Source organism: Streptomyces sp. NPDC111656, from assembly GCF_055656965.1.
In genome coordinates this window covers 19,936-46,847 of the sequence record NZ_JBVKCA010000018.1, presented here as the reverse complement: position 1 = coordinate 46,847, position 26,912 = coordinate 19,936, and the positions used below count along the sequence as shown (strand labels likewise).

At 71.0% G+C, this 26,912-nt stretch carries 23 protein-coding genes; 11 read left to right on the top strand and 12 right to left on the bottom strand.

Translation table 11 applies throughout. The annotated features are described in order from the left end of the window. The first annotated feature begins 17 nt into the window (after positions 1–17). Positions 18–1,517, top strand: a complete 1,500-nt coding sequence (locus tag ACZ7M3_RS39220; protein ID WP_472070013.1) for an MFS transporter — start codon at positions 18–20, stop codon at positions 1,515–1,517. A gap of 157 nt (positions 1,518–1,674) precedes the next feature. Then, positions 1,675–2,502 carry a chitosanase gene (locus tag ACZ7M3_RS39215; protein ID WP_472070011.1) on the top strand — a complete coding sequence of 276 codons (828 nt, stop codon included), beginning with the start codon at positions 1,675–1,677 and terminating at the stop codon, positions 2,500–2,502. 64 nt (positions 2,503–2,566) lie between these two features. Here ACZ7M3_RS39215 and ACZ7M3_RS39210 read toward each other — a convergent pair whose 3' ends face one another. The 7 genes from ACZ7M3_RS39210 to ACZ7M3_RS39180 all read right to left on the bottom strand — a co-directional run bounded on the left by ACZ7M3_RS39210 (position 2,567) and on the right by ACZ7M3_RS39180 (position 8,322). Then, complete coding sequence (locus tag ACZ7M3_RS39210; RefSeq protein ID WP_472070009.1) at positions 2,567–3,964, bottom strand: nucleobase:cation symporter-2 family protein; 1,398 nt, start codon at positions 3,962–3,964, stop codon at positions 2,567–2,569. Positions 3,965–4,187: 223 nt separating this feature from the next. Then, entirely contained in the window at positions 4,188–5,576 is a 1,389-nt protein-coding gene (locus tag ACZ7M3_RS39205) for an 8-oxoguanine deaminase (protein ID WP_472070007.1), read from the bottom strand. Positions 5,577–5,708: 132 nt separating this feature from the next. Next, on the bottom strand, positions 5,709–6,656 hold the full coding sequence (gene pucL, locus ACZ7M3_RS39200) for a factor-independent urate hydroxylase (protein WP_095851870.1): 948 nt from the start codon (positions 6,654–6,656) through the stop codon (positions 5,709–5,711). 5 nt (positions 6,657–6,661) lie between these two features. Continuing rightward, entirely contained in the window at positions 6,662–7,060 is a 399-nt protein-coding gene (uraH, locus tag ACZ7M3_RS39195) for a hydroxyisourate hydrolase (protein WP_060894368.1), read from the bottom strand. Next, on the bottom strand, positions 7,057–7,572 hold the full coding sequence (gene uraD, locus ACZ7M3_RS39190) for a 2-oxo-4-hydroxy-4-carboxy-5-ureidoimidazoline decarboxylase (RefSeq protein ID WP_472070005.1): 516 nt from the start codon (positions 7,570–7,572) through the stop codon (positions 7,057–7,059). Before uraD ends, uraH begins: the two co-directional genes overlap by 4 nt. Before the next feature lie 133 nt (positions 7,573–7,705). Then, a complete protein-coding gene (locus tag ACZ7M3_RS39185; RefSeq protein WP_120985817.1) occupies positions 7,706–8,074 on the bottom strand; it encodes a helix-turn-helix domain-containing protein in 369 nt (122 codons plus the stop codon). Then, entirely contained in the window at positions 8,071–8,322 is a 252-nt protein-coding gene (locus tag ACZ7M3_RS39180) for a YkoF family thiamine-binding protein (protein WP_054237051.1), read from the bottom strand. The genes ACZ7M3_RS39185 and ACZ7M3_RS39180 overlap by 4 nt, the downstream gene beginning before the upstream one ends. 170 nt (positions 8,323–8,492) lie before the next feature. Here ACZ7M3_RS39180 and ACZ7M3_RS39175 point away from each other — a divergent pair, with 170 nt between their 5' ends. The 4 genes from ACZ7M3_RS39175 to ACZ7M3_RS39160 all read left to right on the top strand — a co-directional run bounded on the left by ACZ7M3_RS39175 (position 8,493) and on the right by ACZ7M3_RS39160 (position 13,054). Then, positions 8,493–9,350, top strand: a complete 858-nt coding sequence (locus ACZ7M3_RS39175) for a TIM barrel protein (protein ID WP_472070003.1) — start codon at positions 8,493–8,495, stop codon at positions 9,348–9,350. 44 nt (positions 9,351–9,394) lie between these two features. Further along, on the top strand, positions 9,395–10,321 hold the full coding sequence (locus ACZ7M3_RS39170) for a 2-hydroxy-3-oxopropionate reductase (protein ID WP_472070001.1): 927 nt from the start codon (positions 9,395–9,397) through the stop codon (positions 10,319–10,321). 690 nt (positions 10,322–11,011) lie between these two features. Then, positions 11,012–12,469 (top strand): catalase, encoded by a 1,458-nt coding sequence (locus ACZ7M3_RS39165; RefSeq protein ID WP_472069999.1) that lies wholly within the window; start codon positions 11,012–11,014, stop codon positions 12,467–12,469. Positions 12,470–12,817: 348 nt separating this feature from the next. Continuing rightward, positions 12,818–13,054: a hypothetical protein gene (locus ACZ7M3_RS39160; protein ID WP_060894364.1), complete on the top strand. Its 237-nt coding sequence runs from the start codon at positions 12,818–12,820 to the stop codon at positions 13,052–13,054. A 258-nt stretch (positions 13,055–13,312) separates the two neighbouring features. On the opposite strand, the gene gcl is transcribed toward ACZ7M3_RS39160, so the two are convergent. Then, a complete protein-coding gene (gene gcl, locus ACZ7M3_RS39155; protein WP_472069997.1) occupies positions 13,313–15,097 on the bottom strand; it encodes a glyoxylate carboligase in 1,785 nt (594 codons plus the stop codon). A gap of 241 nt (positions 15,098–15,338) precedes the next feature. On the opposite strand from gcl, the gene ACZ7M3_RS39150 reads away from it, so the two are divergent. Further along, on the top strand, positions 15,339–16,220 hold the full coding sequence (locus ACZ7M3_RS39150; protein WP_472069995.1) for a hypothetical protein: 882 nt from the start codon (positions 15,339–15,341) through the stop codon (positions 16,218–16,220). A gap of 59 nt (positions 16,221–16,279) precedes the next feature. Here ACZ7M3_RS39150 and ACZ7M3_RS39145 read toward each other — a convergent pair whose 3' ends face one another. Beyond that, positions 16,280–17,887 carry an AMP-binding protein gene (locus ACZ7M3_RS39145; RefSeq protein ID WP_472069993.1) on the bottom strand — a complete coding sequence of 536 codons (1,608 nt, stop codon included), beginning with the start codon at positions 17,885–17,887 and terminating at the stop codon, positions 16,280–16,282. Then, positions 17,884–19,563 carry an AMP-binding protein gene (locus tag ACZ7M3_RS39140; protein WP_472069991.1) on the bottom strand — a complete coding sequence of 560 codons (1,680 nt, stop codon included), beginning with the start codon at positions 19,561–19,563 and terminating at the stop codon, positions 17,884–17,886. Before ACZ7M3_RS39140 ends, ACZ7M3_RS39145 begins: the two co-directional genes overlap by 4 nt. Positions 19,564–19,664: 101 nt before the next feature. Between ACZ7M3_RS39140 and ACZ7M3_RS39135 the strand changes: the two genes are divergently transcribed. The 3 genes from ACZ7M3_RS39135 to ACZ7M3_RS39125 all read left to right on the top strand — a co-directional run bounded on the left by ACZ7M3_RS39135 (position 19,665) and on the right by ACZ7M3_RS39125 (position 24,799). After that, the gene (locus tag ACZ7M3_RS39135) at positions 19,665–20,504 is read left to right on the top strand and encodes a response regulator transcription factor (RefSeq protein ID WP_472069989.1); all 840 of its coding nucleotides are present in this window, start codon (positions 19,665–19,667) and stop codon (positions 20,502–20,504) included. A gap of 264 nt (positions 20,505–20,768) precedes the next feature. Continuing rightward, positions 20,769–23,591, top strand: coding sequence for an AAA family ATPase (locus ACZ7M3_RS39130; protein WP_472069987.1), 2,823 nt, complete (start codon positions 20,769–20,771; stop codon positions 23,589–23,591). Between the two features lie 416 nt (positions 23,592–24,007). Continuing rightward, the gene (locus tag ACZ7M3_RS39125; RefSeq protein WP_472069985.1) at positions 24,008–24,799 is read left to right on the top strand and encodes a S1 family peptidase; all 792 of its coding nucleotides are present in this window, start codon (positions 24,008–24,010) and stop codon (positions 24,797–24,799) included. Between the two features lie 169 nt (positions 24,800–24,968). Here the strand turns inward: ACZ7M3_RS39125 and dmpI are convergent, their stop codons facing one another. Together dmpI and ACZ7M3_RS39115 are read right to left on the bottom strand one after the other, a co-directional pair. After that, positions 24,969–25,151, bottom strand: a complete 183-nt coding sequence (gene dmpI / locus ACZ7M3_RS39120) for a 4-oxalocrotonate tautomerase DmpI (RefSeq protein WP_054237041.1) — start codon at positions 25,149–25,151, stop codon at positions 24,969–24,971. Between the two features lie 104 nt (positions 25,152–25,255). Beyond that, a complete protein-coding gene (locus ACZ7M3_RS39115; protein WP_472069983.1) occupies positions 25,256–26,122 on the bottom strand; it encodes a LysR family transcriptional regulator in 867 nt (288 codons plus the stop codon). A 52-nt stretch (positions 26,123–26,174) separates the two neighbouring features. Here ACZ7M3_RS39115 and ACZ7M3_RS39110 point away from each other — a divergent pair, with 52 nt between their 5' ends. After that, positions 26,175–26,822, top strand: a complete 648-nt coding sequence (locus ACZ7M3_RS39110) for a LysE family translocator (protein WP_054237120.1) — start codon at positions 26,175–26,177, stop codon at positions 26,820–26,822. Positions 26,823–26,912 lie beyond the last annotated feature (90 nt).

Sequence of the window (26,912 nt, the reverse complement as noted above, 5' to 3'; positions counted from 1 at the left end):
ACATGGAGGTCGTCCTCATGCCGTTCCGGACCGAGTCACCGTCCGAGCCGCCGGTCCCCCGACCGTACTCCCGTTGGGCCTCGCTCGTCGTCCTGTGCGCGGGCACCCTGATGACGATCCTGGACGGGAACATCGTCACCGTCGCGATGCCCGCGATCCAGAGTGATCTGGGGTTCTCGGGGCCGGGGCTCGCCTGGGTGGTGAACGCGTATCTGATCCCGTTCGGGGGGCTGTTGCTGCTCGTGGGCCGGCTCGGGGACCTCGTGGGGCGCAGGCGGATGTTCGCCGCCGGGCTCGTGGTGTTCACGGCGGCGTCCGTGTGGTGCGGGGTCGCCACCGGCCGGGGCCTGCTGGTCGCGGCCCGCGCCCTGCAGGGTGTCGGCGGGGCGATGACCTCGGCCGTCGTCCTCGGCATGCTGGTCGCGCTCTTCCCCGAACCGCGTGAACAGGCCCGCGCCATCGCGGTGTTCAGCGCGGTCGGCGCGGCGGGCGGGGCGCTCGGCACCTTCCTCGGCGGGGCGCTGACCCAGACGGTCGGCTGGCACTGGATCTTTCTGATCAACCTGCCGATCGGAGTGGTCGCGTGGCTAGCCGCGATCCGGATCCTCGCCCCGGACCGGGGAGTCGGACTCGGCAAGGGCGCCGACTATCCGGGCGCGGCGCTGATCACGGGCGCGCTGATGCTGACGGTGTACACGATCGTCGGCGCGGGCGACCGGAGTCTGGGCGTCACGCTCGCGTCGGCCGCGCTCGCGCTCGGTCTCCACGTCGGTTTCGTCCTGCGTCAGGCGCGGGCCGCCCGTCCGCTGCTGCGGCTGCGGCTCTTCCGCTCGCGCGCCCTGAGCGGCGCCAACGGGGTGCAGATCCTGATGGTCGCGGGGATGTTCGGCTTCCAGTACATCGGTGCGCTCTACCTCCAACGCGTCCTCGGGTACAGCGAGTTGGCCACCGGCACCGCGTTCCTCCCCGCGCCGATCGCGATCGGGGTGCTGATGCTGACCCTGTCCGCGCGGACGATCGCCCGGTTCGGTCCGTACCGGGTGCTGCTCGCCGGGCTCGTTCTCATCACCGGAGGCATGGCCCTGCTGAGCCGGGCCCCGGCCGACGGCTCGTACGTCGCGGACGTACTGCCGGCGATGCTGCTGCTCGCCGCCGGTTTCGCGGCCGCGATGCCCGCGGTGACGGGGCTCGCCATGACGGGCGCCCGGGAGGAGGACGCGGGACTGGCCTCCGGACTCTTCAACACCACGCAGGTGGTGGGCGGTTCGCTGGGACTGGCCGTGCTGACGACGCTGGCGGCGAGCCGTACGGAGCGTCTGACCGGTGGGGGCGAGGGGACCGTGGCGGCCCTGGCGGACGGCTACCGGCTGGCGTTCACGGTGGCCACGGGGATCGCGCTGGCGGCCCTGGTCCTGGCGGCGGCGATCCTGCGGCCGGGGCGGGGACACGTCCCGCACACCTCGTCGGCCCGGCCCGAGCGAGTGATGTCGCGCCTTTCCCCTCGCGACCGGTCCTGACCAGGACTGCCCGCCCAGCCGCTGCCTCAGGGGCACCCGGCAGCCGCGGAGGGAGCGTCAACTCCGTCTCGTTGGGCGGGTGTACGCCGTCCGGAATCTCTGGTAGGAAACTTTCCTAACAGTACGTGGACGCATCACTCCCCTCATCGGAGGTACCGTGCACACCCCCCACATAGGTCCCCAGCTCCACACCTCACGGCGCACCCTGCTCACCCTGATCGGAGCCTCGCTCGTGGCAGGCCCCCTCCTCGCGACCCAGTCCCAGGCCGCCGCCTCCGGCGGCCTGGACGACCCGGCGAAGAAGGAGATCGCGATGAAGCTGGTCTCCAGCGCGGAGAACTCCTCGCTGGACTGGAAGGCGCAGTACAAGTACATCGAGGACATCGGTGACGGGCGCGGCTACACGGCCGGCATCATCGGCTTCTGTTCGGGCACCGGGGACATGCTGGACCTGGTCGAGCTGTACACCCGGCGCAAGCCGGGCAACGTGCTCGCCAAGTACCTGCCCGCCCTGCGCGAGGTGAACGGCGGCGACTCGCACCAGGGCCTGGACCCCGGCTTCCCCGCCGACTGGCGCAAGGCCGCGCAGGACTCGGCGTTCCAGCAGGCCCAGAACGACGAGCGCGACCGGGTCTACTTCGACCCCGCCGTCGCCCAGGGCAAGACCGACGGCATCGGCGTCCTCGGCCAGTTCACCTACTACGACGCCATCGTGATGCACGGCGACGGCGGCGACAGCACCAGCTTCAGCAACATCCGCAGGCGCGCCCTGGCCAAGGCCAAGCCGCCGGCCCAGGGCGGCAACGAGGTGACGTATCTGAACGCCTTCCTCGACGCGCGCGTCTGGGCCATGAAGCAGGAAGAGGCCCACTCCGACACCACCCGCGTCGACACCGAACAGCGGGTGTTCCTGCAAAAGCGGAACCTGAACCTCGATCCGCCACTGGACTGGAAGGTGTACGGGGACAGCTACCACATCGGCTGAGACCGAGACCCGGCCCCGGGGTGCGGATCATCCGGCCCCGGGGTGCGGATCCTGGCCCGGACCGCTACGCGCCCACCACCGCGGGGCCGGGACCGGTGCGCCGGTCCGCGATCTCCTCGCCCGGCTCCATCGGGGCCGTGACCTCGTCGTCGTCCCGGTTTCGGCCCAGGTGGTTGAAGACGAGGTTGAGCAGGACGGCCGCCACGCACCCCGTGGAGATCCCCGAGTCCAGGACGATCCGCGCGGTCTGGGGGAACGCGTGGTAGAAGTCCGGCGCGGTGATCGGGATGATTCCGACGGCCAGTGACACGGCGACGATCAGGACGTTGTTGTCCTTCTCCAGGCCGGCCCTGACCAGGGTCTGGATGCCGCTCGCCGCGACCGAGCCGAACAGGACGACGCCCGCCCCGCCGAGGACCGGGCGCGGTACGACGGCGATCAGCGACGCGGCCATCGGGCACAGGCCCATCAGCACCAGGAAACCGCCGCCGGTGGCGACGACGTACCGGCTGCGGATCCGCGTCATCGCGACCAGCCCGATGTTCTGCGCGAAGGCACTGCACATGAAGCCGTTGAAGAGCGGGCTGAGGGCCGAGCCGAGGGTGTCCGCGCGCAGGCCCGCCGCGATGGTCCGCTCGTCGGCCGGACGCTCGACGATCTCGCCCAACGCCAGCATGTCCGCGGTCGATTCGGTCATCGAGACCACCATGACCACGCACAGCGAGAGGATCGCGGCGAGCTGGAACTGCGGGGCGCCGAAGTGGAACGGCGTCGGGAAGCCGACCACGTCCGCGTCGGTCACCGGACCGAAGTCCGTGGCACCGAACGGGATCGCCACCAGCGTGCCGACGACCAGGCCGAGCAGCACGGCGATCTGCTTGACGAAACCGCGGGTGAAGCGGCGCAGCAGCAGCACGAGCACGAGCGTGGCCGCCGCGAGGCCCAGGTAGGTCGGCGAACCGTAGTCGTGCGCCGCGGGATCGGGTCCCTGCGCCCAGCCGAAGGCGACCGGCAGCAGCGAGACACCTATGAGGGTGATGACGGTGCCGGTGACGACGGGCGGGAAGAAGCGGACGGCCTTGCTGAAGAAGGGGGCCGCCACGAAGCCCAGGACGCCCGCGACCATCACCGCGCCGAAGATGATCGGCAGGGCGTCGGACCTGTCCTTGGTGGAGGCGACGACGGCGGTCATGGGGGCGACGCCCGCGAAGGTGACGCCGTTGACGAACGGCAGCCGCGCTCCGATCTTCCAGAAGCCGAGGGTCTGCAGGAAGGTGGCGAGGCCCGCGGTGAACAGGCAGGCGCCGGTGAGGAAGGTCAGCTCGGCGGGGGACAGACCGACGGCGGCGCCGACGATCAGGGGTGGGGCGACGACTCCCGCGTACATGGCGGCCACGTGTTGCAGACCTGTGGTAGCCATCTTGAGTGCGGGCAGTTTCTCGTCGACGGGGTGGGCGGTCACGGCGGCTCCTCCGGGCGGGTAACACGTCGGCTCTGACGTGGGTTTCAGGAGGTGGTGCGCGGTCATGCGGGACCGGGGGACGGAACGCCCCAAAAAGGGCAAGGGAGACCGTTCCGGGGCGTGCACGTGCATGCACGCCCCGGAGACGGCCGCCATGGACCCCGCTCGGGTCCACGGCTACCGGCCGAGGGCCGTCCCCCTCGGCCGGAGTTCTTTCAGTGGGTCAGGCCCCCGCGGCAATCCGCGCGAGGCGCTGTGCCTCCGCCCGCGTGGCGCGGGCGATGTCGTCCTCGTCGACGTGCAGCAGCCGGCCGTTCTCCACCACCGGCTCGCCGCCCACGAGCGAGAGCGTGACCGGGGCGGCCGCGCCGAAGACCAACGCGGTCACCGGGTCGGCGATCGAGGCGTGCGCGAGGGTGTCCAGCTTCCACAGCACGAGGTCGGCGAGCTTGCCCGGCTCCAGGGAACCGATCTCCGCCGCCCTGCCCAGGACCTGGGCGCCGCCGTAGGTGCCCAGGCGCAGCGCTTGACGGGCGTTCAGGGCGGCTTCCCGGTGGGCGCCGAGGCGGTTGATGAGGAGGGCGTTGCGCAGTTCGGTGTGGAGTTCGCCGGACTCGTTCGAGGCGGTGCCGTCGACGCCGAGGCCGACCGGGACGCCGGCCGCGAGCATGTCCGGGACGCGGGCGATACCGGCCGCGAGACGGGCGTTGGACGAGGGGCAGTGGGCGACACCGGTCTTCGTACGGGCGAAGGCGGCGATGTCGGAGTCGTTCATGTGGACGCAGTGCGCCATCCACACGTCCTCGCCGAGCCAGCCGGTGGACTCGAAGTACTCGGTCGGGCCCATGCCGAACAGCTCCTTGCAGAACTGCTCCTCCTCCACGGTCTCCGAGCCGTGCGTGTGCAGTCGTACGCCCTTGCGGCGGGCCAACTCGGCGCCCTGACGCATGAGTTCGGTGGAGACGGAGAAGGGCGAGCAGGGTGCGACGGCCACCTGGGTCATGGCGCTGAAGGAGGGGTCGTGGTGCTCGTCGACGGTTGCCTCGGTGGCGGCGAGGGCGCCTTCGAGGGTCTCGACGGCGAAGTCCGGCGGCAGCCCGCCGTCCTTCTCGCTGCGGTCCATGGAGCCGCGGGCGAGGGTGAAGCGGACGCCCATCTCGCGGGCGGCCCGGATGATGGCGCCGGACAGGTCGCCGGAGCCCTGCGGGAAGACGTAGTGGTGGTCCATGGCGGTGGTGACACCGCCCCGGGCCATCATGGCGAGGGAGCCCTGCGCGGCGGCGGAGACCATCCGCTCGTCGATGCGCGCCCAGGTCGGGTAGAGCGCGACGAGCCAGTTGAAGAGGTTGTGGTCGGTGGCCAGGCCGCGGGTGATCCACTGGTAGAAGTGGTGGTGGGTGTTGACCAGGCCGGGGGTCACGAGGTGGCCCGTGGCGTCGATACGGCGTACGACGTTCTCCAGGCCCTCCGGGGCCCTGCCCGCGCCGAGCGACTCGATGCGGTTGCCCGCGACGACGACATGGCCCGATGCATGCTCGGTGTCGCCCGCGTCCACCGTCGCGATCGCACAGTTCTCGATGACGATGCGCTGGACTTCTGCCGATGCTGCCATGGTGCGTCCTTCTTCGTTTCGAGGGGTGGGCACGGCAGGACCCTAGGAGGTTTGAGTGCCGCGGCTGTCGACGCCACGGGTGCCGAAGGAGGGGCCTTCGCCAAGGCCTCGGAGGCCTGCTCGGAGGCCGGCTCAGAGGTTGGTGAGGTCCACCGGGATGTGCGGCTCGCAGCCGTCGCGCAGGATGGTGGCCTCGATCAGTCCGTAGGGCCGGTCGGCCGCGTAGTACACCTCGTTGTCGTTCTCGAGCCCGAACGGCCCCAGGTCGACGAGGAAATGGTGCTTGTTGGGGAGGGAGAAGCGGACCTCGTCGATCTCGCTGCGGTTCTCGATGATCCGCGAGCCCATCTGGTACAGGGTCTGCTGCAGCGACAGGGAGTAGGTCTCCGCGAAGGCCTGGAGCATGTGCTTCCTGACCTGGTCGTAGGATTTCTCCCAGTTGGGCATCTTCTGCTCGTCGCCGGTCCAGTTGAAGCGCCAGCGGCCGGATACCTGGGTGGCCAGGATGCGGTCGTACGCCTCGGGGAGCGTCGTGTACTTGTCCTTGACGTAGCCCCAGAACTCGGAGTTCGTCGAGTTCATCACGACGAGGTCCTTCAGTCCCGAGATGACCTCCCACGACGAGCCGTCATAGGTGATCTGGGTGACCCGGGTCTCCTGGCCCTTGCGGACGAAGGAGTGCTTGACGTCGTCGGCGCCGATGAACCTGGAGTTGGCGTCGGAGGTCTCGATGCGCTCCCAGGCGTACTCCTCGATGCGGATGCGCGCGGTCCTGATCGGCTCCTGCGAGGTCACGAAGTGCCGGGCGAGGTGGATGCCGAACTGTTCGGCGGACTCGATGCCGTACTCCTTGGCGAAGGCGTACACCGTGTTCTTGGTGGTGTCCGTCGGCAGGACGTTCGCGTTGGAGCCCGAGTAGTGGACCTCTTCCATGTCGCCGCTCAGCGCCACGGACACGTTCAGGTCCTTGATGTGGTGCGTCGCGCCGTCGCGGGTGATCTTCACGACGCGGTTCTCGGCCTTGCCGTACTGGTTCTGTCCCAGCATCACAGGGCGTCCGCGGTGGGAATTGTCAGTCATTTCTGCTAGCTCCCTCGGTAAACGGAGTAGCCGAACGGGTTGAGCAGCAGCGGTACGTGGTAGTGCTCGCCCGGCCTGACGGCGAAGGTGATCGTCACCTCGGGGAAGAACACTCCGCTCGCACCGCTGTCCCGATTCGCGGGGGCGTCCTGCTGCGCATCGGCTTGCTTCTTCTCGAAGTACGCCTCGACCTCGAAGTCGAGCCGTACATGGGTCGTCCCTTCCGGCAGCGCCGGGAGGTCCTTGCACCGCCCGTCCGCGTCGGTGGCGGAGCCGCCGAGCTCCCGCCAGTCCGCCGTGCGGCCGCCACGGGCCGCGAGCCGGACGGCGACGCCCTCGGCGGGGCGTCCGACGCTGGTGTCCAGGATGTGCGTGGACACGGATGCGGTGGTGTCGGTGCTCATACGTTCTCCTCCTCCACGAGACGGGCCAGCCGGATGCGGTTGATCTTGCCCAGTTCGGAGCGGACGATCTCGCGCTCCTGCTCGGGCGAGTTGCCGATCCGTTCCTTGACCGCGTCGCGCATCTGCTCGCCGGTCCGGCCGGTGGCGCAGATCAGGAAGACATGGCCGAACCTCTCCTGGTACGCCAGGTTCAGTTCGAGCATCTCCTCCTTGAGCTCCGCGGAGGCGCCGGCCATGCCGCGCTGCTCCCGGGAGGAGGTGGGGTCCCCGTGCTTCGGCCGCCCGATCGGCGGGTGCCCCGCCATCGCCTCCGCCAGGTCCTCGGCGGTCAGCTCGGCCATGGCGGCGTCGCTCGCGGCGAAGAGGTCGTCGGGGGTGGTGTACGGGCGGTCGGCGAGCAGGGCGCGCACCCAGGCCGTCGACGCGCACGCCTCGTGGAGGGCGGCGTGGGCCGCGTGCTCCTCCAGGGCGTTGAACCGGGCGAGGCCGCCGGGTGTCGTACTCGAAGTCACGGGAAGCCTCCGTGGCCTTGTGCTGGACGGGCTGCGGCTAGCTAACGCCCTCGGAAACACCACGTCAACACTTTGTTGAAAAATCGAGGTAACAACCGACGCCCCGCGCGTGGCGACCACCGACGCCCGGCGCTCAGGCCTCCTTCTCGCGGTTCAGGTAGTTGTAGACGGTGAAGCGGCTGACGCCCAGCGCGCTCGCCACCGTCTCCACGCCGTGCCGCACCGAGAAGGCTCCGCGGGCCTCGAGCACCCGCACGACCTCCTGCTTGGACTTGCGGTCGAGGTCGGCCAGCGGCTTGCCCTGCTTGCGCTCCAGGGCGGCCAGGATGTGATCGAGCGAGTCGGCCAGCTGCGGCAGCCGTACGGCGACCACGTCCGCGCCCTCCCAGGAGAGCACGACGTCGTCGGGTCCGGCCAGGTCGGGCGCCACCATCTCGCCCCCCATGGCGTCGACCAGCGGCTTGACCGCCGCGACGAAGGGGTCGTCTCCGATACCGGTCACTTATCGCCCTCCCCGACCGCGTTCACCTGCAGCGAGACCCTGGTGGCACCGGCCGCCAGAGCCCGGCGCAGCAGCGCGTCGACCGCGGTGAGCACCGCGTCCGCGTCCCCCTCGGCGGTGTTGCCGAACGGGCCGACGTCCACGGCGTCCAGTTCGGCCGCCTCGATGACCTCGCGGGCGACCAGCGCGTGCGGGGGCGCCTCGTCGAGATCGAAGGGCTCGGTCGTGAACTCCACTCTCAATCGCACGCGCTCAACCTACTGCGCGGTGTCGATTTTCCGGCAGCCCCCTCTTGACAAGCCTCGACGCCCGACGGCAGTCTTCCATTAAGCAGAAACTAACTTCCACAATACGGAATTCATTGACGTCTCGACTCTCGCCGACGAACGTCTCGACACGGAAGGGAGCGCCGAGCCACATGCCGGGTTCCGAATGGGGCACAGCCACCGAGCAACGCTTCAACGTCAACCTGTCGATCCTCTTCACGGAACTCCCGCTCCTGGAGCGCCCCGCGGCCGCCGCCGCGGCGGGCTTCACCGCGGTCGAACTGTGGTGGCCCTGGGTCGACTCCCCCACCCCCGAGCGGTCCGAACTCGACGCCTTGAAGAAGGCGATCGAGGACGCGGGCGTCCAGCTGACGGGGCTGAACTTCTACGCCGGACAGCTGCCCGGCCCCGACCGGGGCGCGCTGTCGATCCCCGGCGTGGAGTCGGAGCGGTTCCGCGCCAACATCGACGTGGCGGCCGACTTCGCGCGGTCGCTGGGCTGCAAGGCCCTCAACGCGCTGTACGGCAACCGCGTCGAGGGCGTGGAGGCGTCCGAGCAGGACGCGCTCGCGCTGGAGAACCTGGCCCTCGCGGCACGGGCCGCCGACCGGATCGGCGCGATCCTCCTGATCGAGACCCTCAACCAGCCCGAGTCGCCGCTCTATCCCCTGGTGAGCGCCCCGGCGGGAGTCGCCGTCGTCGACAGGGTCAACGAGGCGACCGGCCTCGGCAACGCCCGGTTCCTCATGGACCTGTACCACCTGTCCATGAACGGCGAGGACCTGCCGTCGGTGATCGAGCGGTACGCCGCGAAGACCGGCCACGTGCAGATCGCCGACAACCCGGGGCGCGGCGCCCCGGGCACCGGGACCCTGCCCCTGGAGGACCTGCTCGGCCGGCTGAGGAAGGCCGGTTACGAGGGCTGGGTCGGCCTGGAGTACAAGCCGGGCGACCGTCCGAGCGCGGCGGCCTTCGACTGGCTGCCGGCCGCGGCCCGAGCCGCCCGCTGAGCGGCAACTCATCGACGTACCACAGCAGTCAGAGAGGCACCCTCATGAGCAGCACTCTTGCAGATACTTCCCACCCGAACCGTCCGGCCCGCCCGGCGGTCGCCTGGATCGGTCTCGGCATCATGGGCTCCCCCATGTCGGAGAACCTGGTCAAGGCCGGGTACGACGTCACCGGGTTCACGCTGGAGCAGGACAAGCTGGAGCGCCTCGCCGCCGCGGGCGGTAGGGCCGCCGGTTCGATCGCCGAGGCCGTGCGGGACGCCGACGTGGTGATCACGATGGTGCCCGCCTCCCCGCAGGTCGAGGCCATCGCGTACGGGCCCGACGGCATCCTGGAGAACGCGAGGTCCGGCGCGCTGCTGATCGACATGTCGTCGATCACCCCGCAGACCTCCGTGGACCTCGCGAAGGCGGCCGCCGCGAAGGGGATCCGGGTTCTGGACGCTCCCGTGTCCGGCGGCGAGGCCGGGGCGATCGAGGCCGTGCTGTCGATCATGGTCGGCGGCGAGCAGGCCGACTTCGACGAGGCCGAGCCGCTCTTCGAGGCGCTCGGCAAGACGATCGTGCTCTGCGGTCCGCACGGCTCCGGCCAGACCGTGAAGGCGGCGAACCAGCTGATCGTCGCCGTGAACATCCAGGCGTGCGCCGAGGCCGTGGTCTTCCTGGAGAAGTCCGGCGTGAACCTGAAGGCCGCGCTCGACGTCCTGGGCGGCGGTCTTGCCGGCTCCACCGTACTGACGCGGAAGAAGGACAACTTCCTGAACCGCGACTTCAAGCCGGGCTTCCGCATCGACCTGCATCACAAGGACATGGGCATCGTCACGGACGCCGCCCGCACGGTCGGCGCCGCGCTGCCGGTGGGCGCCGTGGTCGCCCAGCTCGTCGCCTCCCTGCGCGCCCAGGGCGACGGCGGCCTCGACCACTCGGCCCTCCTCCGCTCCGTGGAACGCCTCTCAGGCGCACAACTCTGACACGCCCCCACCCCGCCAGGCGCGCCCCTGATCCCTCGGGCGCGGCCCTGCTCCCTCGGCCTCGGCCGTGGCGCCTCGGGCGCGGCCGGATGCGTCGGTCGCAGACCTGAGACACGCGGAGCGAAGCGCTGACGCCTCGGGCGCGACCCGATGCGTCAAGCGCCGTCCTGGCACGAGGGGCCCAGCCCCGACGCAGCAGGCAAGGCCCGTACGTCGGGCGCGACCTGACGACGTCGGGCGCAGCCCCAGCACACCGGGCACGGCCACGACACGACGGGCGCGGCCTGACGGCGTCGGGCACAACCCCGGCACCTCGGGCGCAGCCCGACACGACGGGCACAGCCCCGACCCAGCGGGCGCAGCCCGTACGTCGGGCGCGGCCTGACGGTGTCGGGCGCAGCCCCGGCACCTCGGGCGCGGTCGGATGGGGCGGGCGTGGCCCGGCGTGTCGGGCGCAGCCCCAATGTGTCGAGGGCGGCCCCGATGCGCCGAGGGCAGGCTCGAGGGCTTCGGGGTGGTTTTGAGACTTCCGGGTGGTGTCGTCGCTGACACCTGTCCTGTCGCGCCCAAGCGATGGCGCCACCCGGAACCCAACCCATTTCAACAAACTGTTGACGTTCGGAACGCCCCAAACCTAGGCTCCACAAAGCGGAAGTCGGTTTCCGCTGCCCCTCGCATGGAAGGTCCACGATGTCGAAGCGCGTGCTTACGACCGAGTCCGGTGCTCCGGTCGCCGACAACCAGAACTCAGCCACCGCCGGCGCGGGCGGCCCGCTCCTCCTCCAGGACCAGCACCTCCTGGAGAAGCTCGCCCGGTTCAACCGCGAGCGCATCCCGGAGCGCGTGGTGCACGCCCGCGGCTCCGGCGCGTACGGCCACTTCGAGGTCACGGACGACATCACCGGCTTCACCCACGCCGACTTCCTGAACACGGTCGGCAAGCGCACCGAGGTCTTCCTGCGCTTCTCCACCGTGGCCGACAACCTGGGCGGCGCGGACGCGGTCCGCGACCCGCGCGGCTTCGCGGTCAAGTTCTACACGGAGGAGGGGAATTACGACCTCGTCGGGAACAACACCCCGGTCTTCTTCATCAAGGACCCGCTCAAGTTCCCCGACTTCATCCACTCCCAGAAGCGCGACCCGTTCACGGGCAAGCAGGAGCCGGACAACGTCTGGGACTTCTGGGCGCACGCCCCCGAGGCCACGCACCAGGTGACCTGGCTGATGGGCGACCGCGGCATCCCCGCCTCGTACCGGCACATGAACGGCTACGGCTCGCACACCTACCAGTGGACGAACGCCGAAGGCGAGGCCTTCTTCGTCAAGTACCACTTCAAGACGAACCAGGGCGTCCGCAGCCTCTCCACCGAGCAGGCGCAGGAGATCGCGGGCAAGGACCCGAACTCCCACCAGACGGACCTGCTCCAGGCCATCGAGCGGGGCGTGCGCCCGTCCTGGACCCTCCACGTCCAGATCATGCCCGCGGCCGAGGCGGCGGACTACCGCTTCAACCCCTTCGACCTCACCAAGGTGTGGCCGCAGAGGGACTTCCCGCTCCAGCGCGTGGGCCGACTGGTCCTGGACCGCAACCCCGACAACGTCTTCGCCGAGGTCGAGCAGGCCGCGTTCTCCCCGAACAACTTCGTTCCGGGCATAGGCCCCTCCCCCGACAAGATGCTTCAGGGCCGGCTGTTCGCCTACGCGGACGCGCACCGCTACCGCCTCGGCGTCAACCACACCCAGCTCGCGGTGAACGCGCCGAAGGCCACGACCGCGGACAACTACGGCCGCGACGGCTTCATGGCATCCAACGCGCAGGGCCGCGCCGCCAAGAACTACGAGCCGAACTCCTACGGCGGCCCGGCCGAGACCGGCCGTCCGCTGTCGGCCCCGCTGGCCGTCACCGGCTGGACCGGCACCCACGAAGCTCCCCTCCACACCAAGGACGACGACTTCTTCCAGGCCGGCGAGCTCTACCGCCTGATGTCGGCCGAGGAGCGGTCCCGGCTGATCGCCAACATCGCCGGTGGCCTCGCACAGGTCTCCCGCGACGACGTCGTCGAGAAGAACCTCGCCCACTTCCACGCCGCCGACCCGGAGTACGGCCGGCGCGTGGCGGAAGCGGTCCACGCCCTGCGCGAGGACTGACCCCCTGACCGCGTCACCGGGTCAGACGGGAGGTCGGCCCGGTGACGCGTGGCCCGCGAGGACCCGAGCGACCCGGATGAGGGGTGGTCGCCGGTGGCACGCGGGCACGACGAGGACCGCGGCGGATGTGAGCCAGTGCGGTGGTGAAGGTCCCGGGACCCCCTTCTCGACCTGAGGGAAGGCCGGCCCCGGTTCCGTCGCGGCCGCCGCGGTCCCCGTCACACACCGAGCGAGGCGCCGGGTACGGACTCCGTACCCGGCGCCTCGACGTGCTCCTGGGGTGCTCCCGGCGTGTTTCCGACGTGCTCCCGGGGTGCGGAGTCGGCCGGAGCACAGCAGCCTGAAAGCATGGACTATCCCAGCATCGTCGTGCACGCCCCGGCACTGGACGGCTCGCGACGGGTCACCACGGGGGACGAGACGCTCGGTGTCGCCTATCACCTCGACGACGTCATCGAGATCCTGCGAAGGGCCGAGGTCGACCTGGACGAGATCGAGGTCGACAAGAGCGACATCATCGACTGGCAGGGCGGCGGCCCCGACCACTGGCCGGGATTCGAGGAGCTCGAGCTCCCTGAGGACTGAGAACACGCCTCGGACACGTACTCCAGTGGACGTACGCCGGCTACGCAACCCTCAAATCAAGCTCTGAACACGACCCCGGGGGCTTCAACTCACCCCGGTGATGGGCACATTCTCGGCACACGAGGCCCGCCGGCACGGGGGCGGCGGGCCTCGTGACGGGGGTACGGGGGATCACGGGGGAACAACACGAGGGGCGGCTCACCCACACGGTGAACCGCCCCTGGTACGTGCGCGACCGGTACGCGAGGACCGCGTACGTCAGACCTTCAGCGTCCTGATGGACGTGGGCGCGTGGCCCGGCTCGGTCGCGATCTCCTCGAACTCCATGACGTTGCCGATGTCGTTCGTCGTGGACATCGAGATGTTGGTGACGCGCTCCAGGATCGCCTCGACGACGACCGGCACCCGGTACTCGGCGGCGAGCTTCTTGGCCTGCTCGAAGGCGGCGCCCAGCTCGGCCGGGTCGGTGACGCGGATCGCCTTGCAGCCGAGGCCCTCGACGACCTTGACGTGGTCGACGCCGTAGACGCCGAGCTCGGGCGAGTTGATGTTCTCGAACTCCAGCTTGACCTGGAAGTCGATGTCGAAGGCCCGCTGCGCCTGGCGGATCAGGCCCAGGTAGGCGTTGTTGACCAGGACGTGGACGTACGGGATCCGGTGCTGGGCGCCGACGGCCAGTTCCTCGATCATGAACTGGAAGTCGTAGTCGCCGGAGAGGGCGACGACGGAGGCCTCCGGGTCGGCCTTGGCGACGCCCAGCGCGGCCGGGATCGTCCAGCCGAGCGGTCCCGCCTGACCGCAGTTGATCCAGTGCCGGGGCCGGTAGACGTGCAGCATCTGGGCGCCGGCGATCTGCGAGAGGCCGATGGTGGAGACGTACCGGGTCTCCGGGCCGAATGCCTTGTTCATCTCCTCGTAGACACGCTGCGGCTTGATCGGGATGTCGTCGAAGTGCGTACGGCGCTGGAGGGTCGCCCTGCGCTCCTGGGCGGAGGCGGCCCACGCGGAGCGGTCCGGCAGCCGGCCCTCCGCCCTGAGTTCCTTCGCCACCTGGACGAACAGTTCGAGCGCTGCCTTCGCGTCGGAGGCGATGCCGTAGTCCGGAGCGAAGATCTTGCCGATCTGGGTGGGCTCGATGTCGACGTGGACGAAGGTGCGGCCCGCGGTGTAGACGTCCAGCTTGCCGGTGTGGCGGTTGGCCCAGCGGTTGCCGATGCCGAGGACGAAGTCGGACTCCAGGAAGGTCGCGTTGCCGTAGCGGTGCGAGGTCTGCAGGCCCACCATGCCGGCGTTCAGCTCATGGTCGTCGGGCAGGACGCCCCAGCCCATCAGGGTGGGGACGACCGGGATGCCCGTCAACTCGGCGAATTCCACCAGGAGTTCGCCGGCGTCGGCGTTGATGACACCGCCGCCGGCGACGATCAGGGGCCGCTCGGACTCGTTCAGCAGCCCGATCGCCTTCTCGATCTGCGCGCGGGTGGCGGCGGGCTTGTACGCCTGGAGCGGCTCGTACGTCTCCGGGTCGAACTCGATCTCGGTGAGCTGGACGTCGACCGGCAGGTCGATGAGTACCGGGCCCGGACGGCCGGAGCGCATGAGGTGGAAGGCCTGCTGGAAGACGCCGGGGACCTGGGCCGCCTCCAGCACGGTGACCGCCATCTTGGTCACCGGCTTCGCGATCGAGGCGATGTCGACGGCCTGGAAGTCCTCTTTGTGGATCACGGCGGTCGGCGCCTGGCCCGTGATGCACAGAATCGGGATCGAGTCGCCGATCGCGGAGTAGAGGCCGGTGATCATGTCGGTGCCCGCGGGTCCCGACGTACCGATGCAGACGCCGATGTTGCCCGGGTGGGTGCGGGTGTAGCCCTCCGCCATGTGCGAGGCGCCCTCGACATGGCGGGCGAGGGTGTGGCTGATCCCCCCGGCGGCCTTGAGGGCCGCGTAGAAGGGGTTGATCGCCGCGCCCGGGACGCCGAACGCGTCGCTGACGCCCTCGCGCTTGAGGATCTCGACTGCCGCGCGGGCAGCGGTCATACGAGCCATGGAGTACTCCTGCTTCGGCTGTCGGATTCGCGCTCCCGTCGCGCCCCTCGGAGAGCTGGTGATTCCTGGTGACCCCACAGTGCGGTGATTCCACATTGTGGAAATTAACTTCTACTATCTGGAAGTAATGTAGGTGGCGTGCCGAAGAGCGTCAAGGGTGCCCACCCGGCTGGATCCGCGGGAGGGAAGGGCGGGGGTTGTCGGAGCGTTTCGCTGCCGCGGGCCCCCGGCTTGGAGGACGATGGACACGCTGTCCCGACGTGACGTCCTGGAGTGGGCCATGGCCGAGAGCGTGCCGGTGCGGTGTCCGGCCTGCCGCCGCGAGCATCTCTTTGCCGCGCCGTCGTACCCGTGCGTGTGCGGCGCCCCCGTCACGCCCCCGCTCGACCGCCTCGCCGATCCCGCGCAGGTCACCCACCGCACCTGGAACGAGGACTGGGTCACGGTCCCCTGCGACACCTGCGGGCGCGCGGACCAGTGGCCCCATCCGGAACTGGGCTGCCCCTGCGGAGCCATGCTGCGGATTCCGGTACGAGGGGTACGGCGCCCGCTGCGCGCGGAGGTCGTGCCGAGCACCGGCGCCCCCGCGGACCCGGAGACGGAACCGGAGGCGGCACCCCACACCCCCGATCCACCGCTCCCCGGTACCGCCGAGTCACCGCTCCCCGATACGGCAGCCGCCACGCCGGGAAGCCCCCTCATCCCCGACCACCTGCCACTGCCGCGCACCACCCCGACACCCCGCCCGATGTTCCAGCCGGTGACCATCCGCACCGCCCGGGACGCCGTCACGGCGGCCGCGCTGTATCTGCGGTGGCTCGGCTACCGCGACATCCGCAGGGCGGACCAGCGCCCGCCCTCGGGCATCGGACTCGCCGCCCGCGGCATGCTGGCGCAGGTGGACCCCACCGTCCGCCCGGCCACACTGCGCGACGTGGAGTGCCTGTGGCTGACGGCCATGTCGGAGTCCACGGGATGCGTCTACTTCTCCCTGGCCGGGTACGCGGACGACGCCCGCCGCCGCGCCGACACCCTCGGGATCCCCCTCTTCGTGCTCGACCTCACGGGCACCCCCCAGCCGGTGAACACCCACGCCGACGAACTCCTCGCCACCGGGGCCTGAGCACCGGCACGCGGGCCTGAACCCCGGCGGGGGCCTGAACCCCGGCAGGGGGGAGCGCTCTATTCGGCGTAGGTCTGCCGCAGTTCGATCTTGCGGACCTTCCCCGACACCGTCATCGGGAAGGACTCCAGGACCTGCAGGCGGCTGGGGATCTTGTAGTGGGCCAACCGGCCCTCGCAGAAGGAGCGCAGTTCCTCCAGCGTCAAGGGGTCGGCCGGGTCCAGCGGGATGACGCAGGCGAGCACCTCCTCGCCGTAGCGCTCGTGGGGCACCCCGACCACCTGGACGTCGGCGATCTTCGGATGGGCGTAGAGGAACTCCTCGATCTCGCGCGGGTAGATGTTCTCGCCGCCGCGGATGATCATGTCCTTGATGCGGCCGACGATCTCGACGTACCCGTCCTCACGCATCACGGCGAGGTCGCCCGTGTGCATCCAGCGCCCCGAGTCGACGGCCTCGGCGGTCTTCTCGGGCTCGTTCCAGTAGCCGAGCATCACGCTGTAGCCGCGGGTGCACAGCTCTCCGGCGGTGCCACGGGGCTGCGTCACCCCGTCCACCGGATCGACGACCTTCACCTCCAGGTGCGGAAGCACCCGGCCGACGGTGCCGGTGCGGTGCTCCAGGTCGTCGTCCCTACGGGTCTGCAGGGACACGGGCGAGGTCTCGGTCATGCCGTAGCAGATGGCGACCTCCGCCATGTGCATCTCGGCGACCACCCGCTTCATCACCTCGACCGGGCACGGCGAGCCCGCCATGATGCCGGTGCGCAGCGAGGACAGGTCGTACGTCGCGAAGCCGGGGAGGTTCAACTCCGCGATGAACATGGTCGGTACGCCGTACAGCGAGGTGCAGCGCTCGTCCTGGACCGCGCGGAGCGTCGCGGCCGGATCGAAGGAGGGCGCCGGGATGACCATGCACGCGCCGTGCGAGGTCGCCGCGAGGTTGCCCATCACCATGCCGAAGCAGTGGTAGAAGGGCACGGGGATGCAGATCCGGTCCTGCTCGCTGTAGGCGATCGACTCGCCCACGAAATAGCCGTTGTTGAGGATGTTGTGGTGGGAGAGGGTCGCCCCCTTGGGGAAGCCCGTGGTGCCGGAGGTGTATTGGATGTTGATGGGGTCGTCGCAGGACAACTCGCTCTTGCGGACCCAGAAGTCCTCGTACAGATCGGGGGTCCCGCGCCCGATCAGGGCGTCCCAGCTCGGGTCGTCGATGTAGACGGTCTCCCGCAACTGCGGGCAGCTGTCGCGCACTTGCTCGACCATCGCCCGGTAGTCGCTGGTCTTGTGGCTGAGGGAGGCGAAGAGCAGCGAGATGCCTGCCTGCTGGAGGACGTACTCGACCTCATGAGTGCGGTAGGCCGGGTTGATGTTCACCATGACCGCACCGACGCGGGCTGTGGCGTACTGGACGAGCACCCACTCCGGGCAGTTGACCGCCCAGATGCCCACCCGGTCGCCCCTGGCGATGCCGGAGGCCAGCAGCGCGTACGCCAACTCGTCGACGTCCGCGGAGAACCGGGCGTACGTCCAGCGCCGCCCGGACGGCACGTCGACGAGCGCCTCCCGGTCCGGCCAGGCCGCGACCGCCCGGTCCAGGTTGGCCCCGATGGTGTCACCGAGCAGGGTCGTCGCGCTGGTCCCGTGCGCGTAGGAGAGTGCGCTCACCGGAAGTCCTCCTCGCGGTATTCGGCGTCCGAGCCGGCGGCCGTGGCCTCGCGCAGCTCGATCCGGCGGATCTTGCCGGAGATGGTCTTGGGGAGCGTGCCGAACTCCAGACGGCGGATGCGCTTGTACGGCGCGAGGACCGTCCGCGAGTGTTCGAAGAGCACCTTCGCCAGGTCGGGGCCCGGTGCGTGGCCCGTGGCGAGGACGATGTACGCCTTCGGGACGGCGAGCCGCAGTTCGTCGGGGGCCGGGACGACGGCCGCCTCCGCCACCGCCTCGTGCTCCAGCAGGGCGCTCTCCAGCTCGAAGGGCGAGATCTTGTAGTCGGAGGCCTTGAACACGTCGTCGGCGCGGCCGACGTAGGTGATGTATCCGTCCTCGTCCCGGGCGCCGATGTCACCGGTGCGGTAGTAGCCGCCCGCCATCGCCTCCGCCGTACGGTCGGCGTCTCCGTGGTAGCCGGTCATCACGCCCACCGGTCGCGCCGACAGATCGAGCGCGATCTCCCCCTCCACCGCCCCGGGCGCACCCGTGACCGGGTCGAGGAGTTCGACGCGGAAGCCGGGACTCGGCCGTCCCATGGAGCCCGTCTTGAGCTGCTGCCCGGGGCTGTTGGAGACCTGGACGGCCGTCTCGGTCTGCCCGAAGCCGTCCCGGATGGTGACGCCCCAGGCGCGCCGCACCTGCTCGATGACCTCCGGGTTCAGCGGCTCACCGGCGGCGACGGCCTCGCGTGGCGGGGTGCGCAGCTGCGTCAGGTCGGCCTGGATGAGCATCCGCCAGACCGTGGGCGGGGCGCAGAAGGTGGTGACGCCCGCCCGGTCCATCTCCGCCATCAGCCGGCCCGGGTCGAAGCGCGTGTAGTTGTGGATGAAGACGGTCGCCTCCGCGTTCCAGGGCGCGAAGAGGTTGGACCAGGCGTGCTTGGCCCAGCCGGGCGAGGAGATGTTCAGATGCACGTCGCCGGGCTTGAGCCCGATCCAGTACATCGTCGACAGATGACCGATCGGGTAGGAGGCGTGGGTGTGTTCGACGAGCTTGGGGCGGGCGGTGGTGCCGGAGGTGAAGTAGAGCATCAGGGGGTCGTCCGAGTGGGTGACACCCTCGGGCTCGAAGCTCGCGTCGGCGGCGTACGCCTCCTCATACGACTGCCAGCCGGGCCGCGCTCCCCCCACCGTGATCCGGGTGTGGCGACCGGGCACCTCGTCGAACTTCTCGGCGTCCTCGGCGCGCACGATCACATGCCGGACGCGGCCGCGCTCGACCCGGTCGCGCAGGTCGGCGGGGCCCAGCAGGGTGGTCGCGGGGATGACGACGGCGCGCAGCTTCATCGCGGCGAGTGCCGTCTCCCACAGTTCGACCTGGTTGCCGAGCATGACCAGCACGCGGTCCTCGGCGCGTACGCCCCGCGCGCGCAGCCAGTTGGCCACCTGGTTCGAGCGCTCGGAGAGGGCGGCGAAGGAGAACTCGGCGCGCTCGCCGTCCTCCTCGACGATGTGCAGGGCGGTGCGGTCGTTGCCCCGTGCGATGACGTCGAACCAGTCGAGCGCCCAGTTGAAGGACTCCGGGCGAGGCCAGTCGAAACCCTCGTACGCCGTGGCGTAGTCCGCACGGTGCTCCAGCAGGAAGTCCCGCGCGGCGCGGAACTCGTCCGTCGCACCGTTCGTCACCGTCATGTGTCCTCCTCGTTGCCGCACAGCCGCCTACCATCGTGTATTCCGTGATGGAGGTCTCACCACCCCCGAACGGGGGTACGCCGCGACGAAGGGGCGAACACGTGGCAGCAGACACGGCCGAGGCGGTGGAGGTGCGTGGTGCGCTGGTACGGCTGCGGCGCGCCACGGGACTGCCGGTCGCGTTCGGCGGCCTCGTCGAACCCGGTCGCGCCCAGGTACGTATCAGCGAACTCAGCGGTACGGCGACGCCCGCGCTCAGCGCCCTCGCCGTGTCCTCGGGCAACGGCCTGGGCGGCAAGGCGGTCGCGCTGGCCCGGCCCTGCGCGGTGACGGACTACTCCGCCTCCCGGCAGATCAGCCACGAGTACGACGTGGCGGTCGCCACGGAGGGCCTGTGCTCCGTGATCGCCGTACCCGTCGTCGTACGCCGCCGGGTGCGCGGGGTGTTGTACGGCGCCCTGCGCACGGCCCAGCCCCTGGGTGACCGCACGCTCGGTGCGGCGGTGGCGGCGGCCCGGGACGTGGAGCAGGCGCTGGTCGTACGGGACGAGGCACAGGGGCTGCTGACCGTCGTCCGGGAGCCCGAACCGGCGGTCGGAAGCCCCGCCTGGGAAGAGGTCCGCGAGGCGCACGGGGCGCTGCGGGCGCTGGCGCCGCGCATCGTCGATCCGGCGCTGCGGGCCGAACTGCTCGACGTGTGCGGGCGGCTGGCGGGTGCGGCGGCCTCCGACGCCCGGACGCCTCGCGTCGACCTCGCCCCGCGCGAGGTGGACGTTCTCGCCTGCGTCGCGGCGGGAGCCACCAACGGGGTGGCCGCCGAGCGGTTGGGGCTGCGGCCGGAGACGGTCAAGGGGTATCTGCGCTCGGCCATGCGCAAGCTCGGTGCGCACACGCGCTGGGAGGCGGTGGTCGCTGCGCGGCGGGTCGGGTTGTTGCCGTAGCTTTCCGGCTACCCCGGCTTCGGCCGCTCCGCGGCCTCTTCTCCGTCGCCGCGCGTGGGTTTCCCACCCACCCGCCCCTTATGCCCGCTCCGCGACCCCGTCATCAGCCGTTCCACGGCCTCCTCCTGGCGTTCTTCATTCAGACGGCGGCGCCCTGAAATACGTTATGCCAACACTCTTGTTATTTCCCTCACCACCCCGAGACTCCGAAATTCAAAGAGTCGTTGCCTAATATTGGCTCGGACACGACATGCGAGGGGAGCGGTGACCGTGCGAGGGGACTTCAAGGAGCCTGCGAGACCCCGCCCCGACCTGGTCATCGGCCGGGAGGAGCTCTTCGCGGGCGCGCGCGAGCAGCTCTCCGACGGAGGCAGCGTGCTGGTGCACGGCCCCGCGGGAATAGGAAAGTCCACCGTTCTGCGTGCGCTGGCCGCGGAATGCGCCGAATCGGCACACACCGTGTTGCGCTGCTCGGCGACCGAGTCCGAATCCCATCTGCCCTTCCTCGCCCTGGCCGACCTCCTCGGCCTGGTGGTGGACCAGGTCTCCGACCGGCTGCCCGCCCCGCAGCGCACCGCCCTCGAATCGGCCCTCACCGGCCGCGGCGAATCGACCCTGCAACGAGACGGCCTCGCCCTGCGCCTCGCGGTCCTCTCCGTGCTGCGCGCGCTGGCGGCCCAGGGCCCGGTCCTGATCGTCGCAGACGACCTCCAGTGGCTGGATCCGGCCAGCGCCGAACTGCTCGGCTTCGCCGCCCGCAGACTCGGCGAGATGCCCGTACGGATGCTGTCCGCGGTGCGCACCGACACCGAGCCACGGGACCAACAGCACGACCGGCATCTACGCGCGTCCCCGCCGGACACCCTGGCCGTGCGGCTCAACCCGCTCTCCCGCGCGCAGGTCGCCGAACTCCTCGGCCACCGCGGCTACACCGGGCTGCCCCGCACGACCGTCCGCGACATCCACCGCACCAGCGGCGGCAACCCGCTCTTCGCGCTGGAACTCGGCCGTGCGCTCGCCGAGAATCCCGCCCGGCCGAGCCCCGGCGAACCCCTGCCCGTGCCGACCTCGTTGCGCGCGCTCGTCCTCAGCCGTCTGGAGATGCTCTCGGCCGAGGCCCGCCACACCCTGCTCGTCGCGAGCGCGGGCGCCCGCCCCACGCTGGCGCTGCTGCACGCCGCCGGGCGCGAGAACGCCGAGGCCGAGACCACGCACGCCGCCTCGCTCGGACTGCTGGCGACCGAGCGCGAGACACCGGGCATCCGGTTCGCGCACCCGATGATCTCGGCCGCCCTGTACGCGGAGGCGAGCGCCCAGGAACGCCGCGCCGCCCATGCCGCGCTCTCCACGGCCGCCTCCGACCCCATCGAACGGGCCCGGCATCTCGCCCTGGCCACCACCGGTACCGATCCGCAGGTCGCCGCCCGGCTCGGGGAGGCGGCGGCCGTGGCCAGGGACCGGGGCGCGCCCTCGGTCGCGGCCGGGCTCGGGCTGCTCGCGGCCCGGCACACTCCCCCGGAGACCGTTCCCGGCCCGGACGAACGGCGGTTGCAGGCCGCCGAGGACGCGCTGACCGCCGGGGAGTCGGACCTCGCGCGGGACATCGCCCGCGACGCGCTCCGCCGGGTCACGGCGCCGGCGGATCGCGTCCGCGCCTGGATGGTCGTCATCGACGCGGCGGGGCAGGCCATGGCCGAGGTCGACGCGGTCTTCCCGCAGGCCCTCGCCGACGCGGGCGAGGACCCCCGGCTGCTCGCGCTCGTGCGCTACCAACTCGCCTGGCGGGCCCTGCTGGTGGAGGGCGAGATGGCCAAGGGCCGCGAGGAGGCCGCGATCGCCGCCCAGCTCGCCGCCCGCGCCGGGGACCGGCCCACCGAACTCCTCGCGCTGGGCTTCCAGGCCCAGATGGAGACCCTGATGGGCCACCCGGGCGCACCCGCCACCATTCAGCGGGCGATGCGCGAACCGCAGGACCCCCGGGTGGCGTGCGACCACAACGGCGCCGGCGCCGCCCGCTTCCGCTGGCTGATCATGAGCGACCAGCTCGCCGAGGCCCGCACCACGATCACCGCACTGCTGCGCGAGGTGCGCCGGCGCGGGATGGTCGAGAGCGAGGTGCACTTCCTGCGCGGGCTCGCCGAGACCGAGTTGCGCTCCGGGCACTGCGGGCGGGCGCTCGACCTGGCCCGGGAGAGCCTCAGGCTGGCCCGCGACACGGGAATCGGCGAGGCGGCCACCGCCATGTTCACCTCGCTCGCCGAGGCCGCGGGCGGCGACGTCGACCGGGCGCTGGCGCTGGCCCGGGAGGCCGTGGACCGCGCCGAGGAGGACGGCGACCTGGTCTACCTCTCGCGTGCCCTGGGCGCCCTCGGGCACGCCCAGCTGGTGGCCGGGGACTCGCTCGCGGTCGTGCAGTCCCTGCGGCGGGTACGGGAGCTGGAGGAACGGCTCGGGGTCACGGACCCGGCCCGGGGACGCTGGCACGGCGACCTCGCCGAGGCGCTGGTGCGGATCGGTGAGCCGGTCGAGGCGCAGGACGTCATCGACGCCACGCGGGCGCAGGCGCTGCGGCTCGGGCGGGAGAGCGTGCTCGCCGTGCTCGACCGGGCGGAGGCGCTGGTGCGGGCCGCGCGCGGTGAACAGGGGCCCGCGGTACGTCAGCTGACGGCCGCTCAGGATCGACTGGGCAAGCTGGGCTACGGCCTGGAGGAGGCCCGGGCGGCGTACGCCCTCGCCGGGCTGCGCACCCACCGGCCGGGGCCGACCTCCTACGACGAGGCGACGCGGCTGTTCCGCCGCTGCCGGGCGCTGCCGTGGCTGCGGCAGGTGGAGTCCGCGAGTGCGGCCGGGCCGACGGCGGCCTCGGCCACGACGCCGCTCGCTCCCGCCGCGCTCGACAGCCTCGCCGCGACGGAGCGTCAGGTCGCGGCGCTGGTCATGGAGGGCGCCACCAACCGGGAGATAGCCGCACGGCTGTTCATCAGCGTGAAGACCGTCGAGGCGACGCTGACGCGGGTGTACCGGAAGCTGGGGATTCGGTCGCGGGTGGACATCGTTCGGCTGGCTGCGGGGCGCCGGAGCGGGTGAATTTTCCCCGCCCCCGCCGGCCCGCGGCCGAGCGAACCCGGGGCGGGCGGGGAATCGGGGCGAAGCCCCGCCGCAGGGGCGCGGGGAACTGCGCGACCAGCTCCCACCGGCCGACAGCCGAAAGACGACGGGCAGGGGGATCCGGGGCGCAGCCCCGGTCCTGGGGGCGCGGGGAACCGCGCCGGCGACCCCCAACGGCCCACAGCCGAAGGATCGTTGGCTAAACCCCGTGTCTCTCGAGCAAGGGTTTTCCCTCCCGCAACTCGCCTAGGGGGTTCCCCTCTTGGATGCGGAACCTTCCGCCTTCTAGCGTGAGCGTCGTGCCGCTCGCTCGGGCACACGGCGTCCACCCACAGACGCCGTGCGACACCCCCCACACCCGCGCGTCCCCCCACCGGCAACTTCTGAGGAGATCCATGTTCGGGCTCAACCGCGCCAAGAAGACCGCCGCCCTCTGTACGGCGACCGCTGCCGCCGCCGCGACCGCTCTCCTGTGCGCACCCGGCGCCGTCGCCGCCCCCCAGCCGATCGTCGGCGGCACGACGACCACCACGACCGCGTACCCGTTCATGATGCAGATCACGGACGCCTCGCAGAACCAGTTCTGCGGTGGCACCCTGGTCGCGGCCAACAAGGTGGTCACCGCCGCCCACTGCATGGTCGGCGAGACCACGAGCAGCGTCCGCGTCATCGGCGGCAGAACCTACCTCAACGGCACGAACGGCACCGTCAGCAAGGTCAGCAAGATCTGGATCAACCCCGGCTACACCGACGCCACCAACGGCGACGACGTGGCCGTACTGACCCTGTCGACGTCGATGTCCTACACCCCGGCGTCGTACGTCGCCTCCACGGACACCGGCGTGTACGCCACCGGCGCCACCGCCCGCATCATCGGCTGGGGCACCACCTCGGAGAGCGGCAGCTCCTCCAACCAGCTGCGCACCGCGACCGTCCCGATCGTGTCCAACTCCAGCTGCGCCGGCTCCTACGGCTCCGACTTCGTGGCCAGCGACATGGTCTGCGCCGGTTACACCAACGGCGGTACCGACACCTGCCAGGGCGACAGCGGCGGCCCGCTGCTCATCGGCGGCGTCCTCGCGGGCATCACCTCCTGGGGCAACGGCTGCGCCGAGGCCGGCTACCCGGGCGTCTACACCCGCCTGACGACCTTCTCGAACCTGGTGAAGACGCAGATCAACTCGTAGCCACCAGTCGCCGGTGACTGTTCGTCAGTCACCTCAGTCACCGGTGGCGACGGGCTCCCCAGACTCCTGAGCATCCCTCAGGCGAAAGCCAGGGGGCGTTGCGGGCCTCCACGAGCGGCCCGCAACGCCCCCTATCCACTTCGCCCCTTCCTTCCCCCCGTTCCCCCCTCTACTTGTCGGCGGTCAGCTTCCCCGCGCTGCCCCAACTGTCCGCCGGCACCTCGTGGATCCAGACGTGCACGCTCTCGGCGGGAATCCTGTACGCGTCGACGAAGGCGTCGGTGACGCGTTTGACGAGGTCCCGCTTGAGCTCGACGTCGCGCGGACCCTGCTGGATGGTGACGATGGGCATGGCTGAACTCCCTCTCCTGGGGCGGCTCCGGCCGCTCTCCGGCTACGGGTTCAGTTCATCGCGCGGGGGCTCGTCGACCAAGAAGCGGATCGCGACCGCAGCGATCAGTTCTCGTGATCGCCGCAGGCCGCGAGCAGGGCGTCCAGGTGCGGCGTCGGCGTCGCGCCGTGCACGGCGAGGCCCGTGGTGAGCGCGAGTCCCGGTGCCCGGAAGGGTACGAAGGCGACCCGGGGGCTGTGCAGGACGCGGGCGTGCGAGGCGTAGACGACCGTCCACAGCGGCCGGGTCCCGATGCTGGCGAGGGTGTCCTGCAGGGAGCCGCTCACCGGTCCTGGCAGAGGTTCGAAGCCGGCGTCGTGACAGGCCCCGACGACCAGGTCGACCAGGGCGGGGTTGGTCCGACGCGCGGTGATGCTCAGCGGGAGTGGGGCCAGTTCGGCGAGGTCGATCCCGTCGCGGGCGGCCAAGGAGTGCCCGGCGGGCAGCGCGGCCACCAGCGGATCGGGCCACAGCGGCAGCACGCGTACGCCGGGCAGGGGCTCGACGCCCCGTACGAACGCGGCGTCGAGGCGACCGTCCACGACCCGCGCGAGCCGCTCCTGCGCGGGAAGCGAGACCAGCTCGACCTGGACCGCGGGCTTCCGCCCGGCGAAGCCCGCGAGCACCCGGTCCAGGTGAGCGCCGAGCCCGGTACTGGTGCCCAGGCGCAGCACCTCGGCCGCGGTGACCGCCGCGCGGGCCCGGTCCACGGCGGCGAGCACCGCCCGCGCCTCGGGCAGCAGCCGCTCCCCCGCCCCCGTCAGTCGTACGTGCCGCGGTGAACGGTCGAACAGCTCGGCGCCCAGCTCCCGCTCCAGCCGCCGTATCTGCTGGCTGACGGCCGACTGCACGATGTGCAGACGCTCCGCCGCCCGCCCGAAGTGCAGTTCCTCGGCGACCGTGACGAAGTGGACGAGTTGCCGCAGTTCCATGTCCGGGACTGTAGGGCCCCTGTTTGAATGGCGGCCGTTGGGGGTGATGGACATGGTGTCCACGGACCGGTTCCTGGCGTTCGCGGCGATGTCGCTGCTGGTGATCGTGATTCCCGGGCCGAGCGTGCTGTTCGTGATCGGGCGGGCGCTCGCGCACGGCCGGCGCACGGCGGTGATGACCGCGCTGGGCAATGTCGTCGGCTCGTATCTGCTGGTGGCCGCGGTCGCCTTCGGGATCGGCTCGCTGGTGGAGCGCTCGCTGACCGTCTTCCTGGTGGTGAAGCTGGCGGGTGCCGCGTATCTGGTCCTGCTGGGGGTGCGGGCGTTCAGACACCGCAAGGAGATGAAGGCCTCGGCGTTGCGGCAGGAGCCCGCGGCCGCGGCGCGCGGCGACCTGCGGACCGTCCTGGACGGCGCCCTCGTCGGCCTCACCAACCCCAAGGGGCTGGTCTTCTTCGCGGCCGTGCTGCCGCAGTTCGTGGACCACTCGGCGGGGCGGGTGCCCGTGCAGATGCTGGTGCTCGGCCTGATCCCGATCTCCATCGGGCTGGTCACCGACACCCTGTGGGGGCTGACGGCGTCCGCGGCCCGCTCCTGGTTCGCCGGCTCGGACCGTCGGCTGTCGCTGATCGGGGGCGCGGGCGGCTGCACCCTGATCGGGCTCGGGGTGACGGTGGCGGTGACGGGTCGCGCGGACTGAGTGCCTCGGACGGTCGTACGGGCGCTACGCGACTCCGGTGACGTGCGCGGCTCGGGTGACGTATGGGGTTCGGGTTGCGTACACGCCTCG